General features: G+C 65.8%; 22 protein-coding genes and 1 tRNA gene. 9 read left to right on the top strand and 14 right to left on the bottom strand.

Features of this window, described 5'->3' with window-relative positions:
- The first annotated feature begins 144 nt into the window (after positions 1 to 144).
- The 3 genes from ACQR0U_RS16020 (at position 145) to ACQR0U_RS16010 (ending at position 3,859) form a co-directional block, all read left to right on the top strand.
- The gene (locus ACQR0U_RS16020) at positions 145 to 750 is read left to right on the top strand and encodes a 2-hydroxychromene-2-carboxylate isomerase (protein WP_315749422.1); all 606 of its coding nucleotides are present in this window, start codon (positions 145 to 147) and stop codon (positions 748 to 750) included.
- The gene (locus ACQR0U_RS16015; protein ID WP_315749423.1) at positions 750 to 1,727 is read left to right on the top strand and encodes an NADPH:quinone oxidoreductase family protein; all 978 of its coding nucleotides are present in this window, start codon (positions 750 to 752) and stop codon (positions 1,725 to 1,727) included. Before ACQR0U_RS16020 ends, ACQR0U_RS16015 begins: the two co-directional genes overlap by 1 nt.
- A gap of 92 nt (positions 1,728 to 1,819) precedes the next feature.
- Entirely contained in the window at positions 1,820 to 3,859 is a 2,040-nt protein-coding gene (locus tag ACQR0U_RS16010) for a methyl-accepting chemotaxis protein (RefSeq protein WP_315749424.1), read from the top strand.
- A 195-nt stretch (positions 3,860 to 4,054) separates the two neighbouring features.
- Here the strand turns inward: ACQR0U_RS16010 and ACQR0U_RS16005 are convergent, their stop codons facing one another.
- From ACQR0U_RS16005 to ACQR0U_RS15970, 8 genes are all read right to left on the bottom strand, one after another.
- Positions 4,055 to 4,945, bottom strand: a complete 891-nt coding sequence (locus ACQR0U_RS16005; RefSeq protein ID WP_315714716.1) for a crotonase/enoyl-CoA hydratase family protein — start codon at positions 4,943 to 4,945, stop codon at positions 4,055 to 4,057.
- Positions 4,946 to 5,355: 410 nt separating this feature from the next.
- Positions 5,356 to 6,777, bottom strand: coding sequence for an amidase (locus tag ACQR0U_RS16000; protein ID WP_315749425.1), 1,422 nt, complete (start codon positions 6,775 to 6,777; stop codon positions 5,356 to 5,358).
- A gap of 65 nt (positions 6,778 to 6,842) precedes the next feature.
- A complete protein-coding gene (locus ACQR0U_RS15995) occupies positions 6,843 to 8,006 on the bottom strand; it encodes a M20 aminoacylase family protein (protein ID WP_315749426.1) in 1,164 nt (387 codons plus the stop codon).
- Between the two features lie 20 nt (positions 8,007 to 8,026).
- Positions 8,027 to 9,526 (bottom strand): M81 family metallopeptidase, encoded by a 1,500-nt coding sequence (locus ACQR0U_RS15990; RefSeq protein ID WP_434843486.1) that lies wholly within the window; start codon positions 9,524 to 9,526, stop codon positions 8,027 to 8,029.
- A 295-nt stretch (positions 9,527 to 9,821) separates the two neighbouring features.
- Positions 9,822 to 11,468 (bottom strand): ABC transporter ATP-binding protein, encoded by a 1,647-nt coding sequence (locus tag ACQR0U_RS15985; RefSeq protein WP_315714712.1) that lies wholly within the window; start codon positions 11,466 to 11,468, stop codon positions 9,822 to 9,824.
- Between the two features lie 133 nt (positions 11,469 to 11,601).
- A complete protein-coding gene (locus ACQR0U_RS15980) occupies positions 11,602 to 12,492 on the bottom strand; it encodes an ABC transporter permease (RefSeq protein ID WP_315714711.1) in 891 nt (296 codons plus the stop codon).
- A gap of 11 nt (positions 12,493 to 12,503) precedes the next feature.
- Entirely contained in the window at positions 12,504 to 13,445 is a 942-nt protein-coding gene (locus ACQR0U_RS15975) for an ABC transporter permease (protein WP_315714710.1), read from the bottom strand.
- 407 nt (positions 13,446 to 13,852) lie between these two features.
- Positions 13,853 to 14,983 (bottom strand): M20/M25/M40 family metallo-hydrolase, encoded by a 1,131-nt coding sequence (locus ACQR0U_RS15970; protein ID WP_434843485.1) that lies wholly within the window; start codon positions 14,981 to 14,983, stop codon positions 13,853 to 13,855.
- 269 nt (positions 14,984 to 15,252) lie between these two features.
- On the opposite strand from ACQR0U_RS15970, the gene ACQR0U_RS15965 reads away from it, so the two are divergent.
- Complete coding sequence (locus ACQR0U_RS15965) at positions 15,253 to 16,866, top strand: ABC transporter substrate-binding protein (RefSeq protein ID WP_315749432.1); 1,614 nt, start codon at positions 15,253 to 15,255, stop codon at positions 16,864 to 16,866.
- A 98-nt stretch (positions 16,867 to 16,964) separates the two neighbouring features.
- Here the strand turns inward: ACQR0U_RS15965 and ACQR0U_RS15960 are convergent, their stop codons facing one another.
- The gene (locus ACQR0U_RS15960; protein ID WP_434843484.1) at positions 16,965 to 17,105 is read right to left on the bottom strand and encodes a hypothetical protein; all 141 of its coding nucleotides are present in this window, start codon (positions 17,103 to 17,105) and stop codon (positions 16,965 to 16,967) included.
- A gap of 264 nt (positions 17,106 to 17,369) precedes the next feature.
- Between ACQR0U_RS15960 and ACQR0U_RS15955 the strand changes: the two genes are divergently transcribed.
- The gene (locus ACQR0U_RS15955; protein ID WP_315826241.1) at positions 17,370 to 18,983 is read left to right on the top strand and encodes an ABC transporter substrate-binding protein; all 1,614 of its coding nucleotides are present in this window, start codon (positions 17,370 to 17,372) and stop codon (positions 18,981 to 18,983) included.
- A 328-nt stretch (positions 18,984 to 19,311) separates the two neighbouring features.
- Here the strand turns inward: ACQR0U_RS15955 and ACQR0U_RS15950 are convergent, their stop codons facing one another.
- Positions 19,312 to 20,715, bottom strand: a complete 1,404-nt coding sequence (locus ACQR0U_RS15950) for a methyl-accepting chemotaxis protein (protein WP_315826240.1) — start codon at positions 20,713 to 20,715, stop codon at positions 19,312 to 19,314.
- Positions 20,716 to 20,929: 214 nt separating this feature from the next.
- Here ACQR0U_RS15950 and ACQR0U_RS15945 point away from each other — a divergent pair, with 214 nt between their 5' ends.
- The 4 genes from ACQR0U_RS15945 to ACQR0U_RS15930 all read left to right on the top strand — a co-directional run bounded on the left by ACQR0U_RS15945 (position 20,930) and on the right by ACQR0U_RS15930 (position 23,417).
- Positions 20,930 to 21,259: an ArsR/SmtB family transcription factor gene (locus tag ACQR0U_RS15945; RefSeq protein ID WP_315714704.1), complete on the top strand. Its 330-nt coding sequence runs from the start codon at positions 20,930 to 20,932 to the stop codon at positions 21,257 to 21,259.
- Complete coding sequence (locus tag ACQR0U_RS15940; protein ID WP_434843483.1) at positions 21,252 to 21,737, top strand: SRPBCC family protein; 486 nt, start codon at positions 21,252 to 21,254, stop codon at positions 21,735 to 21,737. The genes ACQR0U_RS15945 and ACQR0U_RS15940 overlap by 8 nt, the downstream gene beginning before the upstream one ends.
- A 31-nt stretch (positions 21,738 to 21,768) precedes the next feature.
- Positions 21,769 to 22,428, top strand: coding sequence for a glutathione S-transferase family protein (locus ACQR0U_RS15935; protein WP_316172943.1), 660 nt, complete (start codon positions 21,769 to 21,771; stop codon positions 22,426 to 22,428).
- A gap of 263 nt (positions 22,429 to 22,691) precedes the next feature.
- Positions 22,692 to 23,417 (top strand): Crp/Fnr family transcriptional regulator, encoded by a 726-nt coding sequence (locus ACQR0U_RS15930; RefSeq protein WP_434843482.1) that lies wholly within the window; start codon positions 22,692 to 22,694, stop codon positions 23,415 to 23,417.
- 36 nt (positions 23,418 to 23,453) lie between these two features.
- Here ACQR0U_RS15930 and ACQR0U_RS15925 read toward each other — a convergent pair.
- The 4 genes from ACQR0U_RS15925 to ACQR0U_RS15910 all read right to left on the bottom strand — a co-directional run bounded on the left by ACQR0U_RS15925 (position 23,454) and on the right by ACQR0U_RS15910 (position 26,333).
- Positions 23,454 to 23,540, bottom strand: a tRNA-Leu gene (locus tag ACQR0U_RS15925).
- A gap of 1 nt (position 23,541) precedes the next feature.
- A complete protein-coding gene (locus tag ACQR0U_RS15920; protein ID WP_434843481.1) occupies positions 23,542 to 24,219 on the bottom strand; it encodes a hypothetical protein in 678 nt (225 codons plus the stop codon).
- Positions 24,220 to 24,372: 153 nt separating this feature from the next.
- A complete protein-coding gene (locus tag ACQR0U_RS15915; protein WP_315826231.1) occupies positions 24,373 to 24,825 on the bottom strand; it encodes a DUF2721 domain-containing protein in 453 nt (150 codons plus the stop codon).
- A gap of 26 nt (positions 24,826 to 24,851) precedes the next feature.
- Positions 24,852 to 26,333 (bottom strand): DUF1254 domain-containing protein, encoded by a 1,482-nt coding sequence (locus ACQR0U_RS15910; protein ID WP_316175584.1) that lies wholly within the window; start codon positions 26,331 to 26,333, stop codon positions 24,852 to 24,854.
- Between the last annotated feature and the right edge of the window lie 8 nt (positions 26,334 to 26,341).

The raw sequence follows: 26,341 nt of genomic DNA, 5'->3' as shown, positions 1-26,341 counted from the left end.
GATTTTGAAGTATCAACCATCTCCCCGAACACCCGTCAGCTATGTCACCGGGCTGAACAGAAGCGAAGCAATCCAGGGCCACGACCACACTCCGGATTTTTGCGCGCGCAAAGGCGAACTTATCAAGACCTTGAGGAAACACACATGATCGAATTCTTCTTCGACTGCTCCAGCCCCTGGACCTATCTCGCCTTCCACAACATCCAACCGCTCGCGCAAGAATTCGGCGTCGACATCGTCTGGCGGCCGATCCTGGTCGGCGGCATCTTCAACACCGTCAATCCCAGCGTCTATGCGCAGCGCGAGAAGCCGGTGCCGGCCAAGGCGGCCTACACGCTGAAGGACCTCGACGACTGGTCCCGCTCGGCCGGGCTCAAGATCAAGATGCCGCCATTGGTGTTTCCGGTGAACAGCGTCAAGGCGATGCGCGGCTGCATCTGGCTGGGCCAGGACATGGTGCCGTTCGCGCGGGCCGTGTTCGAGATCTATTGGGGCGAGGACCAGGACATCTCGCAGGATGCGGTGCTGACCGAGGTGTGCCGGCGCGTCGGCATAGATCCGAAGGCGTTCTTCGATGGGATCGCGCAGCAGGGCATCAAGGACCAGCTGCGCATCAACACCGAGGAGGTCGTCAAGCGCGGCGGCTTCGGCTCGCCGACGATCTTCCTCGACGTGACCGACATGTATTTCGGCAATGATCGCCTGCCGCTGATCCGCGAGGCGCTGGCGCGGGCGAAGGGGCGCGCCTGATGCCGCGTGCGATCGTCTGCCGCGAGCTCGGTCCGCCGGAGACGCTGCGGCTGGAGGCCCTACCGCCGCGCTCACTCGGTGACGGCGAGGTGCGGGTGAAGATCCGCGCTGCCGGCATCAACTTTCCGGACATACTGATGGCGGCCGGCGAGTATCAGCTCAAGCCTGAGCTGCCGTTCACGCCCGGCGTCGAGGCCGCCGGTGACGTCGTCGAAACCGGGGCCGCCGTGACCGGCCGCGCCGTCGGCGACAAGGTGATCGTCCGCATGCGCTTCGGCGCCTATGCGGAGGAGGCGGTGGTTGCGGCCAGCCAGCTCACGCCGCTGCCGTCGACTTTCGACTACGCGGAAGGCGCGACCTATCTCGCCGGCCACGGCACCGCCCATCACGCCCTGGTCGATCGCGGCCAGCTCAAGCCCGGCGAGACGCTGCTGGTGCACGGCGCCGGCGGTGGCGTTGGCCTCGCCGCCGTCGAGATCGGCAAGCTGCTCGGCGCAGCGGTGATCGCGGCGGCGTCGTCGGAGGAGAAACTCGCGGTGGCACGCGCGCGTGGCGCCGATCATCTCATTCTGTATTCACGCGGGCCGTTCCGCGACGCCGTCAAACACATCACCGATGGCCGCGGCGTCGACGTCGTGTTCGATCCCGTCGGCGGCGAGGTGTTCGAGAACAGCGTGCGCTGCATCGCCTGGGGCGCGCGGCTGCTGGTGGTCGGCTTCACCGGCGGCATCGGGCTCGCACGCACCAATCTGATCCTCATGAAGGGCGCAAGCGTGCTCGGCGTTCGCGCCGGCGAGGCGGTGCGGAAGGATCCCGAGCTGGGCGAGCGACGGATGGCTGCACTGCTCGCGTTCGCGGAGCAAGGCAAGCTGCGGCCCAACGTCTCCCACCGCGTGCCGTTCGACAATTACGCATCGGCGATGCGGCTTCTGATCGAGCGCAGGGCCATCGGACGCGTCGCGCTGGTGATGGATTAGTTGGCAGGCGTCTGCCCAAAAATTCGGCGGATGGGGCTGTGTATTTTTTTACCACTGGATTCATAGAGTGATCGGACAGGTCGAGGCCGATCATGTTGAAGACGTCGAAGATACTTCACCGCATAGCCCTGTCTGCATTGCTGCCCATCGTCACACTGGCCGCGTTGGCGGCCTACGAGATTTCCACGAAATGGGCGGTGCGTGTCGAGATGACGCGCATGCAGCCGGCGGCGGACGCCGTCGCCAGGCTCAGCCGCTTCGTTCATGAGCTGCAGCGTGAGCGCGGCATGTCGTCGGCATTTCTGAGCAGCAAGGGCACGCAGATGCGTGCCGAGCTGGATCAGCAGCGCAAGCTGACCGATGGCGAGCGCGCGCACGCGGTTGCCGCGCTGGACGGGCTGCGCCGGAGCGCCGCACTGGCCGAGGCGGCGCAGGCGGGCGAACAGGCGTTGACGCAGCTCGATCGCCGCCGCGGCGACATCGATGCCCAAGCCGTCACGCCGGCGGCAGCGGTCAGCTCGCTCACCGAGATCGTCAGCCGGCTGATCAGCCTGATCAGCGGCATATCGAGGCTCAGCGACGACGACGATATCTCCAAGGCGATCATTGCCTATGGCAATCTGACCGAAGGCAAGGAGCGCGCCGGCCTGGAGCGCGCGGTCGTGGCGGGAGGCCTTGCCGCCGGTCGCTTCGAGCAGGCCGCCTACGCGCGCGCCATAGGGCTGGCTGCGGCGCAGGATAGCTATTTCGCGGGATTTCGCGCCGCCGCCTCGGCGAAAGGACGTGCGGCGTTCGATGCGGCGATGACGGGATCGGCGATCGACGGCGTCGTTGCCATGCGCAAGGTGGTGGAGCAGGGCGGCGTCAGCGGTGATTTCAAAGGGCTTGCGAGCAAGGCCTGGTTCGATGCGGCCACGCTGCGGATCGATCTGCTGAAGCAGGTCGAAGACGCTCTGGCCGTCGAGCTGTCCGAGCTGATGGCCGGCAAGCAGGCCGCGGCCACGGCCAGCCTCGCCGCCGTCGGCGCGCTGCTGCTGGTCGCCTTGGCGCTGAGCCTCGCGATCGTCGTTGCGCTGGCGCGCAGCATCACCAGGCCGATCAACGCCCTTGCCGATACGATGACGCGGCTGGCGAAGGGCGATGTGAGCACTGCAATCGACGCGGTCGATCGGCGCGACGAGGTCGGCCTGATGGCGAGGGCAGTGCAGGTCTTCAAGGAGAACATGATCCATGGCGCCGAGCTCGCTGCCAGGGATGCGGAGGCGATGAGCCAGCGCGCCGAAAAAGCCAAGCGCGTCGGCGAACTGACCGACCGTTTCAGCGGTGACATCGCGGCCGTGATCGACAGCGTGATCTCAGCCTCGGCACAGCTCGAATCGACGGCCGCCGTGATGAATCGGACGGCGAGCCGGACCTGCAGTGAAGCGAGCAGCGTTGCGCAGGCGACCGAGGCCGCGTCGAGCAACATGCAGACGATGGCCGCTGCGACGGACCAGCTGTCGAGCTCGGTCGCGGGCATCGGCGGTCAGGTGACGCAGTCGGCCGACATGGCGCAGAAGGCGGCCGCGGAGGGGCAGAGGACCAACGAGACCGTGCAGGGCCTTTCCAGCATGGCCGAGCGGATCGGCGACATCGTGCGGCTGATCAGCGACATTGCCGGCCAGACCAATCTTCTCGCGCTCAATGCGACCATCGAGGCCGCGCGGGCGGGTGAAGCCGGCCGCGGCTTTGCCGTCGTCGCCGGCGAGGTGAAGCTGCTCGCCGAGCAGACCGCCAAGGCGACCGGCGAGATCCGCGCGCAGATCTCCGGAATGCAGGAGGTGTCGAGCGAGGCCGTCCGGGCCATCCGCGGCATCACCACGACCATCGGCGAGCTGAACGAGATCGCGTCGTCGATCGCGAATGCCGTCGAGGAGCAGGGCGCGGCGACGCGCGAGATGGCGCGGAACGTCCAGCACGCAGCCAAGGGGACCGACGAAATTTCGCAGAACATCCAGCAGGTCACGGCCGCCGCAAACGAATCCGGCGCCACCGCCAGCCAGGTGCTCGGGGCGTCGGCGGAGCTGCTGCGTCAGTCCGAGAGCATGCGCCGCCATGTCGACGACTTCATTCGCGGCATCAAGGCGGCGTGAGCGATCGCACGCGATGTGATTGGCGCGGTGATTGGCTGCCGGGGTCGATTGCGATCCTGGTGCTGCTGATGGAGTCGTTGCAGTTGCCGCCCACGCGGCGTCGTCCCGGCCTTGAGCCAGGACCCATACCGCGCCATCTATCGCGTGGCGCTCTGGACGCCGTTCTTTGCCAAATGGTGTCCTGGGGCCGTGGCGCTACTTATACTCCCGCTCATCCCACCACGGGAAATAGTCGGGCATATCGGCCGTCACCGTGTTCTTGAATTGCGCAGGGCGCTTCTCCAGGAACGACACCACGCCTTCCTTGACGTCGTCGGAGCGGCCGCGCGCGTAGATGCCGCGGCTGTCGACCTTGTGCGCCTCCATCGGATCGTCGGCGCCCATCATGCGCCACATCATCTGGCGGATCAGCGCGATCGACACCGGCGCGGTCTTGTCGGCGATCTCGCGGGCCAGCGCACGGGCGGTGGGCAGCAGATCATCCGGCGGCACGACCTTGCTGACGAGGCGGCCGGCGAGCGCCTCCTGCGCCGGAAACACGCGGCCGGTGTAGCACCATTCCAGCGCTTGCGAGATGCCGACGATGCGCGGCAGGAACCAGCTCGACGCCGCCTCCGGCACGATGCCGCGCTGGGAGAACACGAAGCCGAACCGCGCCGCGTCAGAGGCGATGCGGATGTCCATCGCGAGCTGCATGGTGACGCCGATGCCGACGGCGGGGCCGTTGACCGCGGCGATGACCGGCTTCAACGACTTGAAGATGCGCAAGGTGACCTGGCCACCGCCATCGCGCACCTGCGGATCGGAATAGTCGACGCGGCCATCGGCGTGGCGCTTCACCGGTCCGCGCTTGGCATCGCGATCGAACGTGTCGGCCCCGGAGGAGAGGTCAGCACCCGCGCAGAACGCGCGGCCCGATCCGGTGACGATGATCGCCCTGACGCCGTCGTCCTTGTCGGCGCGATCGAAGGCGTCGATCAGCTCCTCCATCATGGTGCCGGTGAAGGCGTTGAGCTTCTCCGGCCGGTTCAGCGTGATGGTGAGGATCTTGTCGGCGACGTCGTAGAGGATGGTCTGATAGGCCATTGGCGCTTCCTGATGTTGTCGTGGCGCTTATTAGTTGTTTGCTCGTGCCACAATCTCCGCCGTCATTCCGGGATGCGCCCTCTTGGGCGCAGGCCCGGAATCCATAACCACCATCGTGAGTATGGATTCCGGGCTCGTGCTTCGCACGCCCCGGAATGACGACGACTGGGATCGACGATAGGGAGTACAATAGTTCAGCGAGAGGCCGCGTCAAATCGTGCCGACATTCCGCATGGCGGGCAAAGAGCCGCGCTTTTCATTGGTCTCCCAGCACGCGATCCGGCAGCGATGTGGCCCACGCTCTTTCCCCGTCATTGCGAGCGCAAGCGAAGCAATCCAGAGTCGTGGGCGGGACTCTGGATTGCTTCGCTTCGCTCGCAATGACGGAGGAAGGAGTGGGGTGACGCGAATCAGGAGGCCGGCGGTATCGGCCATGGCCGCTGCTCGCCGCGTAATCCCTCGAACGTCTTGGCCATCCCGAGTACGCCGACATCATCGAAGCGGCGGCCGACGATCTGCAGGCCGATCGGGAAGCCGTCGGGGTCGTAGCCGGCATTGACGGAGATTGCCGGGTTCTCCGACATGTTCCAGGGCACGGTGTAGGTGATGTGCTCGAACGGCCTCTCGGGATCGTTGACCGGCGAGGCGAGCTCGGCGGGGAATTTCACGCCGGGCGAGACTGGCGAGATGATGTAGTCGTAGTCGCAGAACAGTCTTGCCGCGGCGGCGCGTAGCGCCATCGTGACGTTGAAGCCTCTGACGACTTCGACGCCGGAGAGCGCGGCGCCGCGTTCGGCCCAGCGCAGGATGTAGGGCAGGGTCTTCGCGCGCACCTCGGGCGCCAGCCGCGCCAGATCGTCCCACAGCCGTGCACGCCAGAAATTGTCGAGACCGTCGAGCATCTCGCGCGTCAGGAAGCCCTTGACCTCGCTGATCACGGCGCCGGCGTCCTCGAACGCTTTCGCCGCAGCCAGGGTCGTCGCGCGCACAGGCTCCTCCAGTGGCTGGCCGACGCCGCCGAGATCGAGCATCAGGCCGATGCGCAGCTTGCGCACCGGCTTCTCCGTGACCTTCCAGTGCAGGTCCGACGGCGGCAGGCTGGTGCCGTCGCGGCGGTCGGGCTTGGACAGCACGCTCATCATCAGCGCGGCATCGTCGACGATGCGCGTCATCGGACCGGCGACGCGGCCGACATAAGGCGGGTCGATCGGCACGCGGCCGAAGCTCGGCTTCAATCCGACGAGGCCGCACCACGACGCGGGCAGCCGGATCGAGCCGCCGATGTCGGTGCCGACATGCAGCGGACCGTAGCCCGCGGCGGCTGCGGCACCCGCACCGGCGCTCGAACCGCCGGGGTTCATGCGGAGATCCCATGGATTGCGCGTCAGCGGATGGAAGCTCGACAGGCCGGACGACAGCATGCCGTAATCGGGCATCGTGGTCTTGGCGAAGATGATCGCGCCGGCCTCGCGCAGCCGCGCCACCGGCGGCGCATCGGCGGCGAGCGGCGTGCGCGTGACGCTGGCTGCGCCGAGCGGCATCGGCTGACCCTTGGTGGCGAGATTGTCCTTCACCGTCGCCGGTACGCCGTCGAGCACGCCGGCCGGCTCGTCATTGGCCCAGCGCGCGGTCGACGCCTCGGCCGCGGCCCGCGCGGCGTCGGCGTCGAGCAGATACAGCGCCTTGATGTGCGGCTCCCACGCCGCCACGTGCGCCAGGACCTCGTCCATCACCTCGGACGGCGAGAACTGGCGCGCGCGATAGCCGGCGATCAGGTCGACGGCGGAGAGATCGTGAAGCGAGGTGACGTCATCCGAGACGGGCTTGTGCATGCTGGTACTCCCACGCCGAAGTTCATCTCGATCTGCCGCCCGCTCATTGACGTATGTCAGTCGCGCTAGGCCGCCGGCAGCCGCGTCTCGATGATGCGGGCGAACATGCTGGCGCCGATCGGCAGGATCTTGTCGTCGAGCACGTAGCCGGGATTGTGCACCGGCACCGAGCCGTCATGGCCGACCCAGAAATAGGCGCCGGGAATCGTCTGCAGCATGTCGGCGAAATCCTCGCTGCCCATCTTCGGCGTCGAGCGCGTCAGCACCTTGGATGGATCGACCACGGTGCGCGCGACCTGCTCGACGACCTTGGACTGCTCCTCCTGGTTCACCAGCACGCTGAACGTGTCGCGGATGTCGACATCGATCTCGCAATTGAAGGCGGCCGCCATGCCGGCGCAGATCGCGCGCATGCGCTCGCGGACCAACGCGCGCACGGGATCCGAGAACGCGCGCACGGTGCCGCACAGCCAGGCATCGCCGGGAATGACGTTGTAGGCCGAGCCGGCGTGGATCTGCGTGATCGAGACGACCGCGGCCTGCAGCGGCTCGACATTGCGGCTGACGATGGTCTGGATCGCCTGCGCCACGCTGGTCGCGATCACCACCGCATCCTTGGAACGCTCGGGCATGGCGCCATGAGCGCCGTAGCCGGAAATCCGGATGTCGAAGAAGTCGGCGCCGGCCATTGCCGGACCGGGCAGGATCGCGATCTCGCCGTGCTCCAAGTCCGGCGCGTTGTGCAGGCCGTAGAGCTCGTCGCAGGGAAACTTCTGGAACAGGCCGTCCTTGATCATCGCGCGTGCGCCGCCGAGGCCTTCCTCCGCCGGCTGGAAGATGAAGTGCACGGTGCCGTCGAAGTTGCGGGTCTCGGCAAGATAGCGCGCGGTGCCGAGCAGCATCGTGGTGTGGCCGTCATGGCCGCAGCCGTGGAAACGGCCGGGGATGGTCGAGCGCCACGGCAGGTTCGTGTTCTCCTCCATCGGCAGCGCATCCATGTCGGCGCGCAGGCCGATCTTCCTGCCGCTGTCGTTCTTGCCCTTCAGCACGCCGATCACCCCGGTGCCGCCGAGGCCGCGATGCACCTCGATGCCCCATTGCGCAAGCTTCTCGGCCACGATGCCGGAGGTGCGCGTCTCCTCGAAGCCGATCTCCGGATGCGCGTGCAGGTCGCGGCGGATGGCGGTGAGCTCGTCGGCGTAAGCCTGGATGCGATCGATGGTGGGCATGGGGCGTTTCCGTTGTCGGGTTAAGCTTCGAACGCCGGGCCGTTCGGCTTGAGGCGGATGCCCGGACGCAAGCTGGTCCAGGGCAGGGTGGAGGGATCGGCGGGCATCGCGCCGGGCGCGGCGCAGATCAGGAGATGTTCGGCGATCGGTTCGAAATCGGCGCGGAAATGCACCGAGCTCTTGTTGACCAGGATCGCCTGCGCGGTCGGCTCGATGCCGACGAAGCGGTACATCTCCTGGTCGGCAAGCTGGGACTTGTGCGAGGCCACGACGACGCGGACGTCGCCAATGCGCAAACACGCTGACGGTCCCATTTCCATCTTGCGGCCGCCGTAGAACGGGCCGGGTGCGACGAAGCGGCCGTCGGAGATCTTCTCGACGATGAAGCTCTCCTCGAACGGCGCATCGCCGGGAATGCCGCTCTTGCCGCCGAGCGACAGCGTCACGGTGGCCCCTTCGCCGGCCGCATGCGCGGCGATCGCCGCTTGCGGATCGTAGATCATGCCGATCGCGGCGCGGCTGGCGCGATTGCGCACCAGCGCGCGCAGCATGCCGGTCGTATCGGAATCGCCGCCCGCGCCGGGATTGTCCTGGGTGTCGGCGATCACGATCGGACGCGTCGCCGTCTTCGCCAGCATCATCGCATGGCGCACGCCGTCATCGGGCGTGTAGATGCGGCCGTCGAAATCATCCTCGTGGCCCGCGACGATCGCCGCGATCGCATCCGCCGCGGCGTCCGCGTCGGCCTGCGTCCGGCCATAAGCGAACACGCTCGGGCCGCAATGCGCGAAATCGGCGGCGGGAAAGCCGGGCGCGAACGACAGCGTCGGCACCGCCTCGCTCTGCAGCGCCGCAAGCTTCTCGTAGATGCCCTTGGTCGGCTGGTCATTGGTGCACTGCCAGCTGATCGGGATCAGGAACGGCAACTGCCGGAAGGCTTTCGCCAGCGGCGTCTTTGCGCGCAGCAGCAGCGCGAGGTGCTCGGCGCTGGCGCGACCGGTGTCGGCCATGTCGGTGTGCGGATATTTCCGGTAGGCGATCAGCGCATCGGCATGTGCCATCATCTCGGGGGTGACGTTGGCATGCAGGTCGAGGCTCGCGACGAGCGGCACGTTCGGGCCGATCACCTCGCGCACGCGCGCCAGGATCTCGCCTTCGCCGTCGTCGAGATGCTCCGTCACCATCGCACCATGCAGGTCGAGATAGACGCCGTCGAGCGGGCCGGCGGCCTTGATGCGGTCGACCATCACGCCCGTGATGCGCTCGAACGCATCCCTGGCGACATGCGCGGAGGGACTCGCCGCGCAGGCGATGGTGGGCACGACGTCCCAACCGTTGGCTTCCGCGACTGCCATGAAGCCGGCCTGGCCGGCATTGATGCCGCGCATCGTCGTGAGCACGGAGGCCGCATCGGCGATCGAGGCGCGGCCGCCGCCGTGCATGAACGCGTCGTAGTCGGCTTTCGTCGGTGCGAATGTATTGGTCTCGTGCAGGAAGCCGCCGATCGCGACGCGCGTCATTACTTCGCCTCAGGCCGTTGAACGTGTCATGACGTTAGACCGGCCCTCGTGGCGCAGGCAAGCGAAGGAGCGATGCCGTTTTGCATGCGGGCCACGATGACGGCGCGCCGGCCTGCACGGACTCTCTCCGCGCGTCATTCCGGGGCATCGCGCGGCGATGAGCCCGGAATCCATACCCACAGGCGGTCGTTGGGAAGCAGGCTGTCGACCAGCCGATATCACCACACCCGCCTGTGGGTATGGATTCCGGGTTCGTGCTGCGCACGCCCCGGAATGACAGCGGTGGGTGGCGCTGCTACGCCACCGCCTCCGCCACCGGCCGGAAGTTCGCGAAATCCCAGTTCCGTCCCGGCGCGGCCTCGAGCAGGGACTTGGTATAGGCCTCCTTCGGATGCGTCAGGATCTCGCCGGCCGGGCCCTGCTCGACGATGCGGCCCTTCTGCATCACGACGACGTCGTCGCAGATCTGCGCGGCGACGCGCAGGTCATGCGTGATGAACAGGATGGCGATGCCGAGCCGGCGCTGGATCTCGTCGAGCAGCTCCAGCACCTGCGCCTGCACCGAGACGTCGAGCGCGGAGACCGCTTCATCCGCCACCAGCACGTCGGGATCGAGCGCGAGCGCGCGCGCGATCGCGATGCGCTGGCGCTGGCCGCCGGAGAACTGGTGCGGGTAGCGCGAGATCGCGTCCGCGGGCAGGCCGACCAGCTCGAGCAGCTCGCGCGCCCGCGCCATCGCCTTGTCATGCGAGGTGCCGTAGTTGACCGGTCCCTCGGCGATGCTCTCGCCGACGGTCAGCCGCGGGTTGAGCGAGCGGTAGGGGTCCTGGAACACGATCTGGATGCGCTTGCGGTGCGGCTGCAGCAGCCGCCGGGTCAGGATCGAGATCTCGTGGCCGGCGAGGCGGACGCCGCCGGAGGTCGGATCGATCAGGCGCACGATGCAGCGTGCCACCGTCGACTTGCCGGAGCCGCTTTCGCCGACGATGCCGAGCGTGCGGCCCTTGCGCAGGGTGAGCGTGACGTTCTGCGCCGCGACGACTTCGCGCGCCTTGCCGAGGAACGAGCGCTCGCGATAGACCTTGCCGAGCTCGTTGGTCTCCAGCACCACCGGCTCGGTGCTCTCGGGCCGCGGCGGGCGTGGGATCAGGCTGGGGACGGAGGCGAGCAGGTTGCGCGTGTAGTCCATCTCGGGGCTGCGCAGGATCTTGTCGAGCGCGCCGGTCTCGACCAGGCGGCCCTGGCGCATCACCGAGACGCGGTCGGCGATCTCGGCGACGACGCCCATGTCGTGGGTGATGAACAGCACGGCGGTGCCGTGATCGCGCTGCAACTCGCGGATCAGCGAGAGGATCTGCTTCTGCGTGGTGACGTCGAGTGCGGTGGTCGGCTCGTCGGCGATCAGGAGTTTCGGCTCGAGCACCAGCGCCATCGCGATCATGATGCGCTGGCGCTGGCCGCCGGACAGGCGATGGGGATAGGAGCCGAAAATGCGCTCGACGTCGGGCAGGTGGACCTGCTCCATCATGTCGAGGATGCGCTTGCGCCGCGTCCGCGCATCGAGGGACGTATGCGCGCGCAGGACCTCGTCGATCTGGCGGCCCACCGGCACGACCGGATTGAGCGCGGTCATCGGCTCCTGGAAGATCATCGCCATCCGGGTGGCGCGCAGCTCGCGCAGCCGGCGATCGCTCGCGGTGAGCAGCTCTTCGCCGACCAGCTTGACGCTGCCGCCGACGGCATGCAGCGCGTTCTTCGGCAGCAGGCCCATCGTGGTCAGCGAGGTCACCGATTTGCCGGAGCCGCTTTCGCCGACGACGCAGAGCGTCTCGCCCTTTTCGACCTTGATCGAGACGCCGTCGATGATGCGCGGGCCGTTCGGGTTCTTCGTCTTGCCGACGGTGACGACGAGATTGTCGATGTCGAGGATGGTGTCGGTCATGTGTTCATTTCTCCAGCGTCATTGCGAGGAGCGAAGCGACGAAGCAATCCAGAGTTCCGGGCGTGGCCCTGGATTGCTTCGCTTCGCTCGCAATGACGAAAAGTGAGATGATCATCCGGGCTACGAAGGGCCGTCACTTGCCGGCCTCGCGCTGCTTCATGCGCGGGTCGAGCGCGTCGCGGGCGGCGTCGCCGATCAGGTTGATCGAGAGGATCGCGATCGACAGCAGCAGGCCCGGCCAGAAGATCAGCGACGGCTTGATCTGGAAGTAGGAGCGGCCCTCGGCCATGATGTTGCCCCAGGTCGGCGTCTCCGGGCTGATGCCGGCGCCGAGGAACGACAGGATCGCCTCGGTGAGGATCGCGGCGGCGCAGATGTAGGTGCCCTGGACGATCAGCGGCGCGATCGTGTTCGGCATCAGATGCCGCCACATGATCTTGGGCATCGACGTCCCCAGCGAAATCGCAGCTTCGACATAGGGCTCCTCGCGTGCCGTCAGCACGACCGAGCGGACCAGGCGCGCGACGCGCGGGATCTCGACGATGGTGATCGCGATCATCACGGTGCCGACGCTGGCGCCCGACAGCGAGACGACGGCGATGGCGAGCAGGATGCTCGGGATCGCCATCAGGCCGTCCATGACGCGCATCAGGATGGCGTCGACCCAGCGGAAGAAGCCGGAGACGAGGCCGATCACGAGCCCGATCGCGATCGAGATGATCGCGGCGCCGACGCCGACCAGAAGCGAGATGCGGCCGCCATAGATCGTGCGCGACAGCAGGTCGCGGCCATAGGCGTCGGTGCCGAGCAGGTGTTGCGCGCTCGACGGCTTGAGCCGCTGCGCCGGCGCGAGCAGCACGGGATCGTGCGGCGCCAGCAGCGGTGCGAGGATCGATATCAGCACGATGAGCGACAGGCAGACGGTCGCCACGGCGATGATCGGGGTCGAGGTGAGAAAGCCGAACCGGGGCCCCAGTCGCGTGGTGACCGGGATCGACGGCTCAGGGGTGGTGACGATCGCCATCGGAAAGGGCCTCAGTAGCGGATGCGTGGATCGAGCAGGGTGTAGGCGAGGTCGATCAGGAGATTGACCGCGAGATAGATGAAGGAGGTCAGAAGGATCATGCCCTGGATGACCGGATAGTCGCGCGCCAGCACGGCGTCGACGGTGAGGCGGCCGATGCCGGGCAGGTTGAACACGCTCTCGGTGACCACGACGCCGGAGATCAACAGCGCGAAGCCGGAGCCGATCACCGTGATGACGGGCACGGCCGCATTGCGCAACGCGTGGCGCAGCAGCACCGCGATCTCGCTGACGCCCTTGGCGCGCGCGGTGCGCACGAAGTCCTCGCCGAGCACGTCGAGCATCGCGGCGCGCGTCATGCGCGCGATCAGCGCGACGTAGATGAAGGACAATGCGCAGGTCGGCAGGATGATGCGCTCGAAGAACGGGCCGAAGCCGGCGCTGAGACTCTTGAAGCCCTGGACGGGGACCCAGCGCAGGTTGATCGCGAACAGCTGGATCAGGATGTAGCCGATGACGAACACCGGCACCGAGAAGCCGATCACCGAGAGCGCCATCACGAAACGATCGATCCAGGTGCCGTGCTTCCAGGCCGCGATGACGCCGAGCGGGACCGCGACGAGAATCGACAGGATGATGGTCGAGATCGCGACCGAGATCGACGGCTCGATGCGCTGGCCGATCATCTGCAGCACCGGCACCTTCGAGATCAGCGACACGCCGAGATCGCCATGCAGCAGCTGATTGATCCAGGTGATGAACTGGATGTAGAGCGGCTCGTTCAGTCCGAGCGTGGTGCGGATGCGCTCGAGCTGCTCAGGGGTCGCGTTGTCGCCGGCGAGAATCGCGGCGGGATCGCCCGGCGTCAGCCGCAGCAGCAGAAAGACGAACAGCGCCACCACGCCCATCACGGGGATGGATGCGAGGATGCGGCGAAGCAGATAACCGATCATCTTGAGAGAACCGCCTTCATGGTGCTGGGGCGACGCGCGCAACGTCGTGAGAGAGTGTGCATGTCACCGATATCCATCGCTTTCAAGGTCTCCGGTGTTCGCTCGTCCGCTCGTGCACGCGCGATGACACGGCGTTCGTGATCCGCGCGAACCGTCGCATTTGCGAACAATGTCGCAGCACTTTGCGGCGAACCTTGCGCGAAACTTTGCAAGCCGCATGCCATCATGCGCGCGCCGTGGAGCCGTTGTCTACTCACCGTCCTGGTCCCGGAAAATGAAACCGTGCTGCTGCGCAGCAGGCGGTGCGTAGCCGCGAGAGCGAAGCGACCCCGGGGTCTCGCGCTGCGGCGGTGACCCCGCATGTCGCTGCGCTCATGCGGGCTACGAGATCTTGCCCGGAGGCAATCCTACGCCAGGGTCGCGAGCAGACCCGCCATCAGGCGGCCACGCTCGGCAAGGCTGTCGATCTCGATGTGCTCGTTCAGGGTGTGCATGTCGGTGCCGCGCACCCCGAGGCCGTCGAGGGTCGGAATGCCGAGCGCGCCGGTAAAGTTGCCATCCGAGCCGCCGCCTGCCGAGCCGTGCGGCAGCGACAGGCCGAGCTGTTCGGCGATGCTGCGCGCCTTGTCGTACAGCGCCATGGTTCCGGAATCCGGCTCCCACACCGGCCGCGTCACGCCGCGCGTCACCTTGAAGGTCACGTCGTCGGTGGTGCCGGACAGCGCCAGCATCCGCTCCACGCCGCGGTCGAGATCGGCCTGCCGCTTCGCCATGCTGAGCGCTTCGCCGGTGGCGGTGGTGGCGACGCAGTTGACCCACTGGCCGGCATGCACGATGCCGACCGAGAAGGTGCAGTCCTCCGTCGTCATGCCGTCGATGGCGAGGATCTGTCGCGCCATTTCCCGGATCGCGGAACGGCCCGCGCCGAGCCGCGCGCCGGCATGGCTCGGACGTCCGATCGCCTCGAGATTGAAGCGGGCGATGGCATAGCGGCCGGTCACCACGCCGTTGTCCTGACGGCCCGGCTCGGGCACCAGCACGTATTTGTTGCGCTGCGCCTCGGCTTCGATGATGTCGCGGGTCGAGGGCGTGCCGACCTCCTCGTCCGGCGTGAACAGGATGGTGATCGGCAGCGGCGTCGCGATGGAAGCCTTGATCAGCTGGCGGATCGCTTCCAGCGTGAGATAGTTGCCGCCTTTCATGTCGCAGATGCCGGGCCCGTAGCATTTGTTGCCCTCGCGGCGCCAAGGCAGCCTGGCCAGCGTGCCGACGGGGTGAACGGTATCCATGTGGCCGGCGATCAGGATGCCGGGCTCACCCTGCCGCGGGTGCGGGAAGCGGGCGCGCACGCAGCCGGCGAAACCCTGGCGCCCGGCGATGCGCTCGATCGTCGCACCCAGGATGGCCATGTCGCGCGCGGCAAGATCCAGCATGCGCTCCACCGCGGCGGCGTCCCAGGTCGGACTTTCGCATTCGACCCAGCCGCGCAAGCCCTGCAGCATGATGTCGGTATCGAAGGGAAGATGGGCTGGATTCATTTGTGCTCTCTCAAGGCTTTGTCGCGATCTCATGACACGAGACGGAGTTGCGCACGTCTTGTAAAGCGAAAGCTACGCAGACGTTAACGGCATTCTCAGCCCAGGGCCGCATGCGCTGAATGCGGATTGACGCGAAAGGCGACGTCTGCAACTGTCGAAAGCTCGCGACTTACAGCATGTTAGTTCGCACAAGGATTGATCTGCACGCCCAACGAATGGTCTGGATCTGATGAGTTTCAGGTCAAGCCATCCACTCAGGAGACCTCGTAATGTTCCACAGCCCGCGCTGGAAACGTCTGACGCTCGCGACGAGCCTCGCCGTTTCCATGCTTTCGCTCTCGACGGCGCTGAGCACCCAGGCCATCGCAGCCGGCAAGAAGACGATCACGGCGGTGATGCATTCGGATCTGCGCGTCATCGATCCCGGATTCACGACGGCCTACATCACCCGCGACCATGGCTACATGGTTTATGACACGCTGCTGGCGACCGATTCGAATTTCAAGGTCCAGCCGCAGATGGCGGACTGGAAGGTCTCCGACGACAAGCTGACCTACACCTTCACCCTGCGCGACGGCCTGAAATGGCATGACGGCACGCCCGTGACCGCCGAGGACTGCGTCGCCTCGCTGAAGCGCTGGGGCCGCAATGACGGCATGGGCCAGAAGCTGATGGACTTCACGGCGAGCCTGGAGGCGCCGGATGCCAAGACCATCGTGCTCAAGTTGAAGGAGCCCTACGGACTCGTCCTGGAGTCGATCGCCAAGCCGTCCTCGCTGGTGCCGTTCATGATGCCGAAGCGTCTCGCCGAGACGCCGCAGGGCCAGCAGATTCCCGAGCAGATCGGCTCGGGCCCGTTCAAATTCGTCAAGGCGGAATTCCAGCCGGGCGTGAAGGCGGTGTACGAGAAGAACACCGACTACGTGCCGCGCAAGGAGCCGGCGAGCTGGACGTCCGGCGGCAAGGTGGTGAAGGTCGACCGCGTCGAGTGGATCACGATGCCTGACGCGCAGACCGCTGTGAACGCGCTGCAGTCCGGCGACATCGACTTCATGGAGAACCTTCCCTACGACATGCTGCCGGTGCTGGAGTCGAACTCCGAGCTCAAGATCGACGTGCTGAACAAGTTCGGCTACCAGACGCTCGGCCGCATGAACTTCCTCAACCCGCCGTTCGACAACGTGAAGGTGCGCCGCGCGGCCTTCCTCGCCCTGAACCAGAAGGACGTGCTCGACGCGCTGGTCGGCAACGAGAAGTACCAGAAGGTCTGCGGCGCCGTGTTCGTGTGCGGCACGCCGCTCGAGACCGACGTCGGTGCCGAGACGCTGATCAAGGGCAACGGCATGGCCGAGGCCAAGAAGGCGCTCGCCGAGTCCGGCTATGACGGCACGCCGATCGCGATCATGGCGCCGGGCGACGTCACCACCTTGAAGGCGCAGCCCGTGGTGGCGGCGCAGCTGTTGCGCGAGGCCGGCTTCAAGGTCGACCTGCAGGCCACCGACTGGCAGACGGTGGTGACGCGGCGCGCCAGCCAGAAGCCCGTGAAGGAGGGCGGCTGGAACATGTTCTTCACCAACTGGGTCGGCGCCGACGTCGCCAATCCCGTGGCGAACGTCTCGGTCGGCGGCCGCGGCACCAAGGGCGGCTGGTTCGGCTGGGCCGAGGATGCCGACATCGAGAAGCTGCGCGACGCCTATGCGCGGTCGTCCTCGCTCGACGAGCAGAAGAAGATCGCCACCGAAATCCAGAAGCAGAACTACGAGAAGGTGATCTACATCCCGCTCGGACAATATCTGCTGCCGAGTGGCTGGCGCAAATCGCTGACCGGCGTGCTCGACGGCCCGGCGACGCCGGTGTTCTGGAATGTCGACAAGAGCGAGTAGGCGGCGGACGCACTCGTGACGCAAACAAAGACGCGGCGAAGTGGAGACTTCGCCGCGTCTCTTTCTTGTTCCTGCATTCGCCCGTGCGTTAGCGCCCTTCAGCAGTGCGGATCGCGCACCGCTTCGAGACCCTCGACCATCAAGGGTGGGCTGATCTGATCCCGGGACGGGTTCTTATCGGTGCGGATCGGCATGGCCGGATGTCGGCTGTCCCGCGGTTTGGTGACTTCATTCGGCATCATCAGGCTCCTTGCTGCTGCGCATAACGGACGGGGCGCAGCCGAGTTCCAGATGGCGGGACGCCATCGTCGGCAGTCACGATGTGTGCAGCCGCTTGATGCGGTGACCCATGCGTCCATGGCGATTGACCTCCGATGGAACTGCTGCAAATCTTCCTCGCCGAGACTGTTTGCTGAGCGTTTGCAGACGCGACGCAGGACGCCTCGTCAGGCCTTGATCGGTATCGGGGCCCTCGGATGGATGCTCACGCCAAGAGAGATCGCATGTCACATACTCCGCGCCGGACCGCATCCGCGCTCGTTTCATGGTTCGTCGCCTCGGTCATGGCCGTGTCGATGGCGGGCGTGACGACCCAGGCCCTCGCCGCCGGCAAGAAGACGATTACGGCGGTGATGCATTCGGATCTGCGCGTCATCGATCCCGTGTTCACGCCGGCCTACATCACGCGCGACCACGGCTACATGGTATACGACACCCTGCTCGGGACCGACGCCAAGTTTCAGGTCCAGCCGCAGATGGCAGAGTGGACGGTTTCGGACGACAAGCTGACCTACACCTTCACCTTGCGCGACGGCCTGAAGTGGCACGACGGCGCGCCGGTCACCGCCGAAGATTGCGTCGCCTCGTTGAAGCGCTGGAGCCGCAACGACAGCATGGGCCAGAAGCTGATGGAGGCCACGGCCTCGCTCGAGGCCACCGATGCCAAGACCATCACCTTGAAGCTGAAGGAGCCGTACGGCCTGGTGCTGGAGTCGATCGGCAAGCCGTCCTCCTACGTACCGTTCATGATGCCGAAGCGTTTGGCCGAGACGCCTGCGAACCAGCAGATCTCGGAGCAGATCGGCTCCGGACCGTTCAAGTTCGTCAAGGCGGAATTCCAGCCGGGCGTGAAGGCGGTGTATGAGAAGAACACCGACTACGTGCCGCGCAAGGAGCCGCCGAGCTGGACGGCCGGCGGCAAGGTGGTGAAGGTCGACCGCGTCGAGTGGGTCTCGATGCCCGATGCGCAGACGGCCGTCAACGCGCTGCAGGCCGGCGACATCGACTTCATGGAATTCCCGCCGCTCGATCTCGAGCCGGTGCTATCAGCCAATCCCGATCTTTCGATGAACGTGCTGAACAAGTTCGGCTACCAGACCTTGGGACGCATGAACTTCCTGTTTCCGCCGTTCGACAATGTGAAGATCCGCCGTGCGGCGTTCCTGGCGCTGAACCAGAAGGATGTGCTCGACGCGCTCGTCGGTAACGCCAAGTACTACACGATCTGCGGCGCCGTGTTCGGCTGCGGCACGCCGCTCGAATCCGACATCGGCTCGGAGACGCTGGTGAAGGGCAACGGCATGGAGCAGGCCAAGAAGCTGCTGGCCGAGGCCGGCTATGACGGTACGCCCGTCGTGATCCTCGCGCCGGGCGATGCGATCACCCTGAAGGCGCAGCCGGTGGTTGCCGCGCAGCTATTGCGCGAGGCCGGCTTCAAGGTCGATCTGCAGACGACGGACTGGCAGACCGTGGTGACGCGGCGTGCCAGCCAGAAGCCGCCCAAGGAGGGCGGCTGGAACATGTTCTTCACCAACTCGGTGATCGCCGACTCCGGCAATCCGATCGGCAGCACCTTCGTCGGCGCACGCGGCCAGAAGAGCCCGTTCGGCTGGCCCGACGATCCCAAGATGGAGGAGCTGCGCGACGCCTTCGCCAAGGCCACGAAGCCGGAGGACCAGAAGCGGATCGCCGCCCAGATTCAGCAGGAGGTCTACGACCAGGTGATCTACGTGCCGCTCGGCCAATGGTTCATGCCGAGCGCCTGGCGCAAATCGATCACCGGCGTCCTGGAAGGGCAGGCCGTGCCGGTGTTCTGGAACGTCGACAAGAGCGAGTGACGAGATGTCGGCCGCGGCCCGTAGCCGCAGCCCGGATGAGCGATAGCGACATCCGGGTTCAAACGCGCTGTGGAGGAGACCCGGATGTCGCTATCGCTCATCCGGGCTACACGACTGCCGACGGGGCCGGCTCTCTCGCCGTCATTCCGGGGCATCGCGCAGCGATGAGCCCGGAATCCATATCCACGCGCCGTCATGTGGCGAAGACAAGCGCCACGGCCATCTCACACCACACCCTGTCCTGTGGCATTGGATTCCGGGCTCGTGCTGCGCACGCCCCGGAATGACGCGAGGATGGAGTGACGTGACGTCGGCAGCAGCCTCGTAGCTATGAGGCCCTGATCTCGTCCAGCGCCGCCAACACCTCGCTGGAAGCGACCTCGACCCTGCCGATCTCGTTGAGTGCTTCATCGATGCGCCCTGAGCTGAACAGGCGCGCGGCTTCCTTGCCGTGGCGGTGCACCGCCTCGTGAGGGCGTTCGAGGTTGCGAAATGCCGGATCGCCGGCCAGACGCTGGCCGCCTTCGCCATAGTACCATTTGCCGAGCCGGCACGTGTGATGATCGGAGAGCTCGTCGGCGCGAAGTTGCAGCCGGCCGACCGACATGTCCACCAGCCGCTTCTTCCAGATCACGTGATCGGCCTTGGCCAATCTCACCACCTGGTTGTCGAGCGAGAGCTTGGCGATCTCGCCCAGCATCTTGCCGACCTTTGCGTCCGTCTTGCCCATGGTGTCCGCGAGCGACATCACCTCGTTGGCATTGGCGGTCGCGAGATCGGCGATGATGGTGATGCCCTGCGCGACCTCGTCGGTTGCGGCGGACTGCTCGGCGAGAATGCCGGAGATCTCATCCATCTTGGTGCTGACCACCGCGGTCCGGGTGCCGGCCTGATCGATCGCCTGCGCCAGATCGTTCATCTCGGACATGCCGACCTCGACCGCCTTGGCGCCGCCGGCCATGGCCTCGACGATGCCGCTCATCTCGGCCTGCAGCCGCTCGATACGACCCTTGATGTCCTCCGTCGCCTTGGTGGTCTGCTGCGACAGGTTCTTGACCTCGGCGGCGACCACCGCGAAGCCCCTGCCGAATTCGCCGGCGCGCGCCGCCTCGATGGTGGCATTGAGTGCCAGCAGGTTGGTCTGGTTGGCGATCGCGTCGATGGTGCCGACGATGGATCCGATCTCGGCGGAGGCGGCGCTGAGATCGGCGATCTTCGCCGAGGTGTCGCGCACGGAGCTGGCGATGCCGTTCATCGTCTGCAACGTCCGTTGTACCGCGGTCACGCTGTTCTCGACGGCCTGGCGCGTCGCGGCAGCCTCGGCAGCGGCTTCGGTCGACGTCGACCGGATGGTGTGCACGGAGGCCTGCATCTCCACCGATGCGGCAGCGAGACTCTGACAGCGTTCGGACTGATTGTTGGAGGCGCCGATCAGGCGCGCCGCGCTGATCGAGGCTTCGTTGCTGTTGATGCAGATGTCGACGACGGAATCGAGATCCTGGGACGCGCGGGCCGCGAGCGCGGTGCCGAGACGATGGATGGCCTCGATCAGTTGCGGCTTGAGCTGGGCGCGCAGCGCGGCAGCATCGACGCCTCCGATATCGCGATTGAGCTTGCCGTCCGCCCAGTCACCGAGGCACTGGGCCAGCGCGTCCTGGAAGGCGTCGTGTGCGGAGGTGTCGGACGCAAGCGGGGCGTCCGATGGTTCGTTCTTTCGGCGGAATCCCAGCATCGTGCCTCTCATTGATGGCGAGCCCCGGCCAGCCTGAGCGACGTCGCACAACCCGCCCGGACGCCGGCAACCGTTGGTTCCACCCTGGTTCGGTTATGGTTAATGGCGGGTTTCTCCTTGCAACCGGCGGTGGCGAGATCTGCAGGGATCGGGGCTCTCGCGTTCTCCGGCCTGCCGCCTTGACGTTTATGTAAGTAGTGGCTTACAGTAAGCCATGACTTACGGAACGACACTGAATGTGCTGGCGGACCCGACGCGGCGGGAGGTGTTCGAACGGCTGCGCGGTGGACCGCGGCCGGTCCATGCGATCGCGGCCGGGATGCCGGTGTCGCGGCCGGCGGTCTCGCAGCATCTGAAGGTGCTGAAGGATGCCGGGCTGGTCGAGGAGCGCAGCGAAGGCGTGCGCCGCATCTACGCGTTGCGCCGTGAGGGGTTGGCCGAGCTGCGCGACTGGCTCGACAGCTTCTGGGACGACGCGCTGCTCGCCTTCAAGATCGAGGCGGAGCGCACGCATCGGCAGACGAAAGGGGGGATCGATGAGTGAGGGGGCCGTGATCGCGCCGGTGCGGAAGCTCGTCCATGTCCGGGCGCCGATCGATCATGCGTTCGACGTGTTCACGCGCGGCCTGACGCGCTGGTGGCCGCATACGCATGGGGTCGGCCGCAAGCCGATCGAGAAGGTGATGCTGGAGCCGAAGCTCGGCGGCCGCTGGCTCGAGATCGCCGAGGACGGCACGGCGACCACGGTCGCGACCATCACGCTATGGGAGCCGCCGCATCGCTTCGTCATGCTGTGGCAGATCGATGCGCAGTGGAAGCCGGACGCGGCGATGCGCTCGGAGATCGATGTGCAATTCGTTGCCGAGGGCCCGGACGTGACCCGCGTCGAGCTGCTGCACCACAAGTTCGAAACCATGGGCCGCGAGGCCGGCGCGTCGATGCGGCGGGATGTCGACGGCGGCTGGCCGGGGCTGCTGCAGCGCTTCGTGGCCGAGGCCGAGCGGCCGCCGGCGTCATCGTGAGCAGTTCATCATCAGCGTGGGGGAGATCGTGATGTCCGAGTTCGTCGTCCATTCCGTGCCGGGGAGCCCGTTCGGGCGCAGCGTGCTGATCGCACTGGAGGAGAAAGGCGCGCCGTATCGGCTCGCGGCGCTGGCGCCGGGCGACTCCAAGGGCGCGGCGCATCTGGCGCGTCATCCCTTCGGGCGCGTGCCGGTGCTCGCGCATGACGGCTTCGTGTTGTACGAGACCCAGGCGATCCTGCGCTATCTCGACCGCGTGCTGCCCGAGCCGGCCCTGACGCCCGCGGATATCAGGCAGGCCGCGCGCATGGACCAGGTGATGAACATCAGCGACTGGTACCTGTTCCAGGGCGTCTGCAACGTCATCATCTTCCAGCGCATCGTCGGCCCGCAATTCTTCGGCACGACCACCGACGAAGCCGCGATCGCGCGCGCGATGCCGCAGGCGAGAACCGTCATCGCGGAGTTGTCGCGGCTGCTCGGCGAGCAGCCGTTCATGGTCGGCGATCATCTGTCGCTGGCCGATCTGCAGGCCGCGCCGCAGGCGAGCTTCCTGTCGTTGACGCCGGAATGGGCGGAGCTGACCGCCGGCCATCCCAACCTTGTCGCCTGGATCGAACGGCTGGAGGCGCGGCCGAGCTTCAAGTCCACCACCATGGCGGAGCTGACGGCGCGAGCGCGAGCGGCGTAGGCGCGTGTGGCGTCAATCATGCTTCGGGTGAGATCCAAAGCCCAAGCGAGCGATCGCGCCGCGACGGCCGCCGGGATGGATGCGCGACTTTCAGCCGTCTGATTAATCCAGGTTATATCGCTGCGGGCCGGTTCCATTTTAGCTGCGACGTAGGTCGAAGGGCCTCGGCATCCGCCGCACCCGATCGACCGCCACAGCGTCCCGATGACCGAATGACGAAGCCGGGTCGGCGGGACGGATTGGACACAAGCGCGCACCCCTTGATGCTGCGATCAGAACCCGATCTCCCCGGCTGCTGCGTCTCCTGCACCCACGTCGATTCCGGATTCTGTGCCGCGCTTTTCAAGGCCTGCCGGGCGCAGTCGGCGCTGCCGCGGCTCCATCAGCAGTTCTTCACCGTCCGGGCCGGCCAGCAGATCAAATGCCAGAGCGAGGCGCGCGACGATGTGCTCGTGCTCTGCAGCGGCTGGGCATTCCGTTACATCCAGTTGTCGGATGGCGGCCGCCAGATCCTGCGCTTCCTGCTGCCGGGCGACATCTTCTCGCCGGCGGCGATCTTCGCCAAAGGCATGAGCTTCTCGGCCAAGGCATTGACCCAGGTCCAGGTCAGCCGGCTCGATGGCGAGGAGGTCCGCAAGCAGTGCCGCGCCGACGAGCTGGTCATGATGGAGGTGTTCCGCTCTCTCGGCGACAACGGCCGGGCCTCCTACGAGCTCATCACCGTGCTCGGCCAGCGTCCGGCCGAGCGTCGGATCGCGCATCTGCTGCTCAGCCTGATGCGGCGCGTCGCGGTGGACGGTGTGGTCCGGCACCACCGCTATCCGTTTCCCTTGAAGCAGCAGCACATCGCCGACGCCGTCGGCCTGACCTCGGTCCATGTCAGCCGCGTGCTCGCGCTGTTTCGCGATCGCAAGATCCTGACGATCTCGGAGGGCAGGCTGGAGGTTACCGATCTCGCCGAGCTCGAGCGGCTGGCGGCGTTGAACTGAGCCGGGCAGGGCGGTCAAGGAAGGTGCGCATAGCGTTGGTGCGGACGGTGGGACTCGAACCCACACGACGTTGCCATCGAGGGATTTTAAGTCCCTTGCGTCTACCTGTTCCGCCACGTCCGCCCTATTGATTTCCATAGCTTTTTCGTTCCAGGCCGGCAAATGTTTTCCAATCGAACCCTTGCGTTTTGCCGGCGCCAACGTGGCCGGCGCGCTCCCGGTCGCGCAGCCAGTGGCTCACCCGGGTCTGCAACTGCTTCTCGGACGGCCACACCGTCCCGTCGTCGCGGACAGCGATCAGCCCGTCCGCCCGCTGCACCTTCAGCTCGCCCATGAAGGCCTGCAACTCGGGCAGCACCGGTAGGTTCACGAATTTGTCGTTCTTGCGCGCCCTGTAGCGTGCGAGGAACAGGCAAATCTTGATTTCGAGCGGAGCGTTCTCGCGCGCGAATTGCCACTCCTCTGGCTCCCACTCGCGGTTAGCGTTGGGATCGGCCTTGTGGGCCTTCTCGACCAAGAATTTCCGGTCTTTGCGGAAGAAGCGCGAGCGCGTTCCGGCATATTCGAACGCGGTATCGTTGAAGTCGCCGCGGACCGACGTGTCGTTCGCGTGATCCATAGCGTGGCGATGTTGCGAGCTTTGCCATAGCCCTGTCTCCGCCTGATGGCAGCCGCTGCACGCTTGGCTGCCGACAAAGCTCAGCTCTGCTACGCTGGTCGGCCGAGACGAGGTATCCGGCGTCTTGAACCAGGACAGCCCGCTTGCAAGCAGAGGAAACAGCGCACCCGACCCGATTGCCAAGAGCGCGGCAGTCCGCAAGCGGAATGTTGGCGCGGAGCGTTGAGCAGGAGTCGGGCTTGTTCAGGCCGGGCCGTCGCGGTGGCCTTCTGACGCCCGCGCCTCTTCCGAGACCTCTTCGTCACATCCGATCACCCCTCGACTGCCCTGGAAGACTTACACGCGCAGGTCGTTGTCGTGAAGTGCAATTCGGGTTTCGCGGGCGAGGTCGATGAGAGAAGCGCAGAACGTCAGCAGCGCAGCCATGAACAGCAGCGCCACGCCATATTCGTGGGCAACATCGAACAGGGCGCTGATGAAGGCAACGATGATGATGAGGGCGGTGAGGATCGCAGAAAGGATGGAGCAGAACAGCGACCTGTTCAGGAGCGAAGCCCGGTGCCGCAGCCGGGGAATATCCGTCTTGAGGTAAGCCTTTGAAGCATCATCATCGGTGATGCCGTGAAGGAACTGGGCCCGGTCGACCACACGGTTGATGCGGGAAATAAGAACCGAGATGAAGGACGCGACGGCTCCCAGCAGGAAAGCCGGGGCCGCCACGTTGCCGATGATCCGTGCCAGCTGGTCGATTGAAGGCGTTACCGGCACTAACTGGATTACACTGTCCATCTCCTCGCGCAGTCCTTGCAAGTTCTTCAGGTGTCGCGAACGCGCCGGATGGGCGGGATCTTGAACGTGCCATCCTTAAGGGCAGTCTTGGGCTGATAGACCCTGACGCTGAGATTGAAGGGCAGGCTCGGCGGACACGGAAGCCAATTCGTCTCCTTGTCGGCGCCTGGTGATTGCGCCTGGATGTAGATATCGAGCGAGCCGTCTGGATTGTATTTGATCGGCATCGCCGAAGTGATGCCGTAGCGGTTGATCGCGTTCCGAACATAGAAATTCTCGCGATAGGGCGAGACCGACCAGACCCCAGCTTCGGATGGGAATATCTCGTCCTTCTCCAGATGGAGAACATACTTCGCCGCGCCGTCCAGCACGTTGCCGTCGCCATCGACAAAGGCGGTTGGATAGACCGCATCGTCCGATGTCAGCGCCCCCAATCCAAACCAGGCGATGAATGCCCGCGTGGTGTAGTCGGTACCGAAGCGACCGATATTCAGCGCGCCCTGCCAGCCGTTGACGGTCGGCGCAGTGTAGGGGCCTGTTTCCAGCTTGTACCAGACCTCGGCCGGCGCCCGGTTGATCCCCCGCAGAACGGCCGGATCGAGCTTGGACGGTTCAAAGTCCTTGCCGACCTCGATCCCGATGCGCTTGAGCTTGTCGATAGTCTTGGCGTCGTCAGGGTAAGGCGGGTTGTCCTTCAACGCAGCGGCGAGGCGCTTGAAGAACATCTCGCCGGTCATGAGCCGCACCTGATCGTACGGCGTCGCCGTTGTATCGACACTGGTGTCGATCGGCACATCGGAGGGTGGCGTGTAGGACTTGCCCCAGGCGCTGAGCGGCGTCAGTTGCAATTCATCCTGCAGCTTGTTGATTGCAACGAACTCCTTGGGGCTGTCGCATGCGATCTGGACCAGAACAGATGCGTAGCGGGTCGTCGAACGGAACGTTTGCTTGATGCCATTGGGCGCAACACCGTTCCATTTGGGGCCGGCGATCAGGAAGTTTCCGGCGCCAGTTCCGGTCGTCCGACTGCCCGCCGAGGCGAAATCGTCGGTCCACATGTTGAGCGCCTGCATGATGATGTATCGCCCCTGAGTGTCGGGCTGAGAATAGACGAACGGCTCCTTGTCCAGGTCGATGAATGAAAACGCCCAGAGGGAGTTGACGCTGATGCGGACGCAGTCTTTGAAATCCGGATCGACATAAGTCCGCATCCTGCCGAACTGGTTGACAGGCGCTTTATACTGTTCGGACTTCGACGTGGCCGTCATCACCGCTCGGGTTGCGTCCATCATGACAAGCGGAAAGCCGTAGACATAGCATTCCAACGCAAGAACATACGCCAGTTCTTCCTCGACATCGCCCTTCAGGTCGCCGAGTGCGCGCAGCAGCGGGCCGGCGGCCTCGCTTCTTGTGGATGACAAGGCTGTGCCCAGCCCGGCACCGAGTGCGGTCGTGAGCAGGCAGCGGCGATGAAGCGAAATGCCTTCCTGTCCAGCAGATGAATTCATGAGCGATC

This window comes from Bradyrhizobium sp. HKCCYLRH3097 (assembly GCF_051167875.1).
Classification (GTDB): Bacteria; Pseudomonadota; Alphaproteobacteria; order Rhizobiales; family Xanthobacteraceae; genus Bradyrhizobium.
This window is presented reverse-complemented; position numbering and strand designations above follow the sequence as displayed.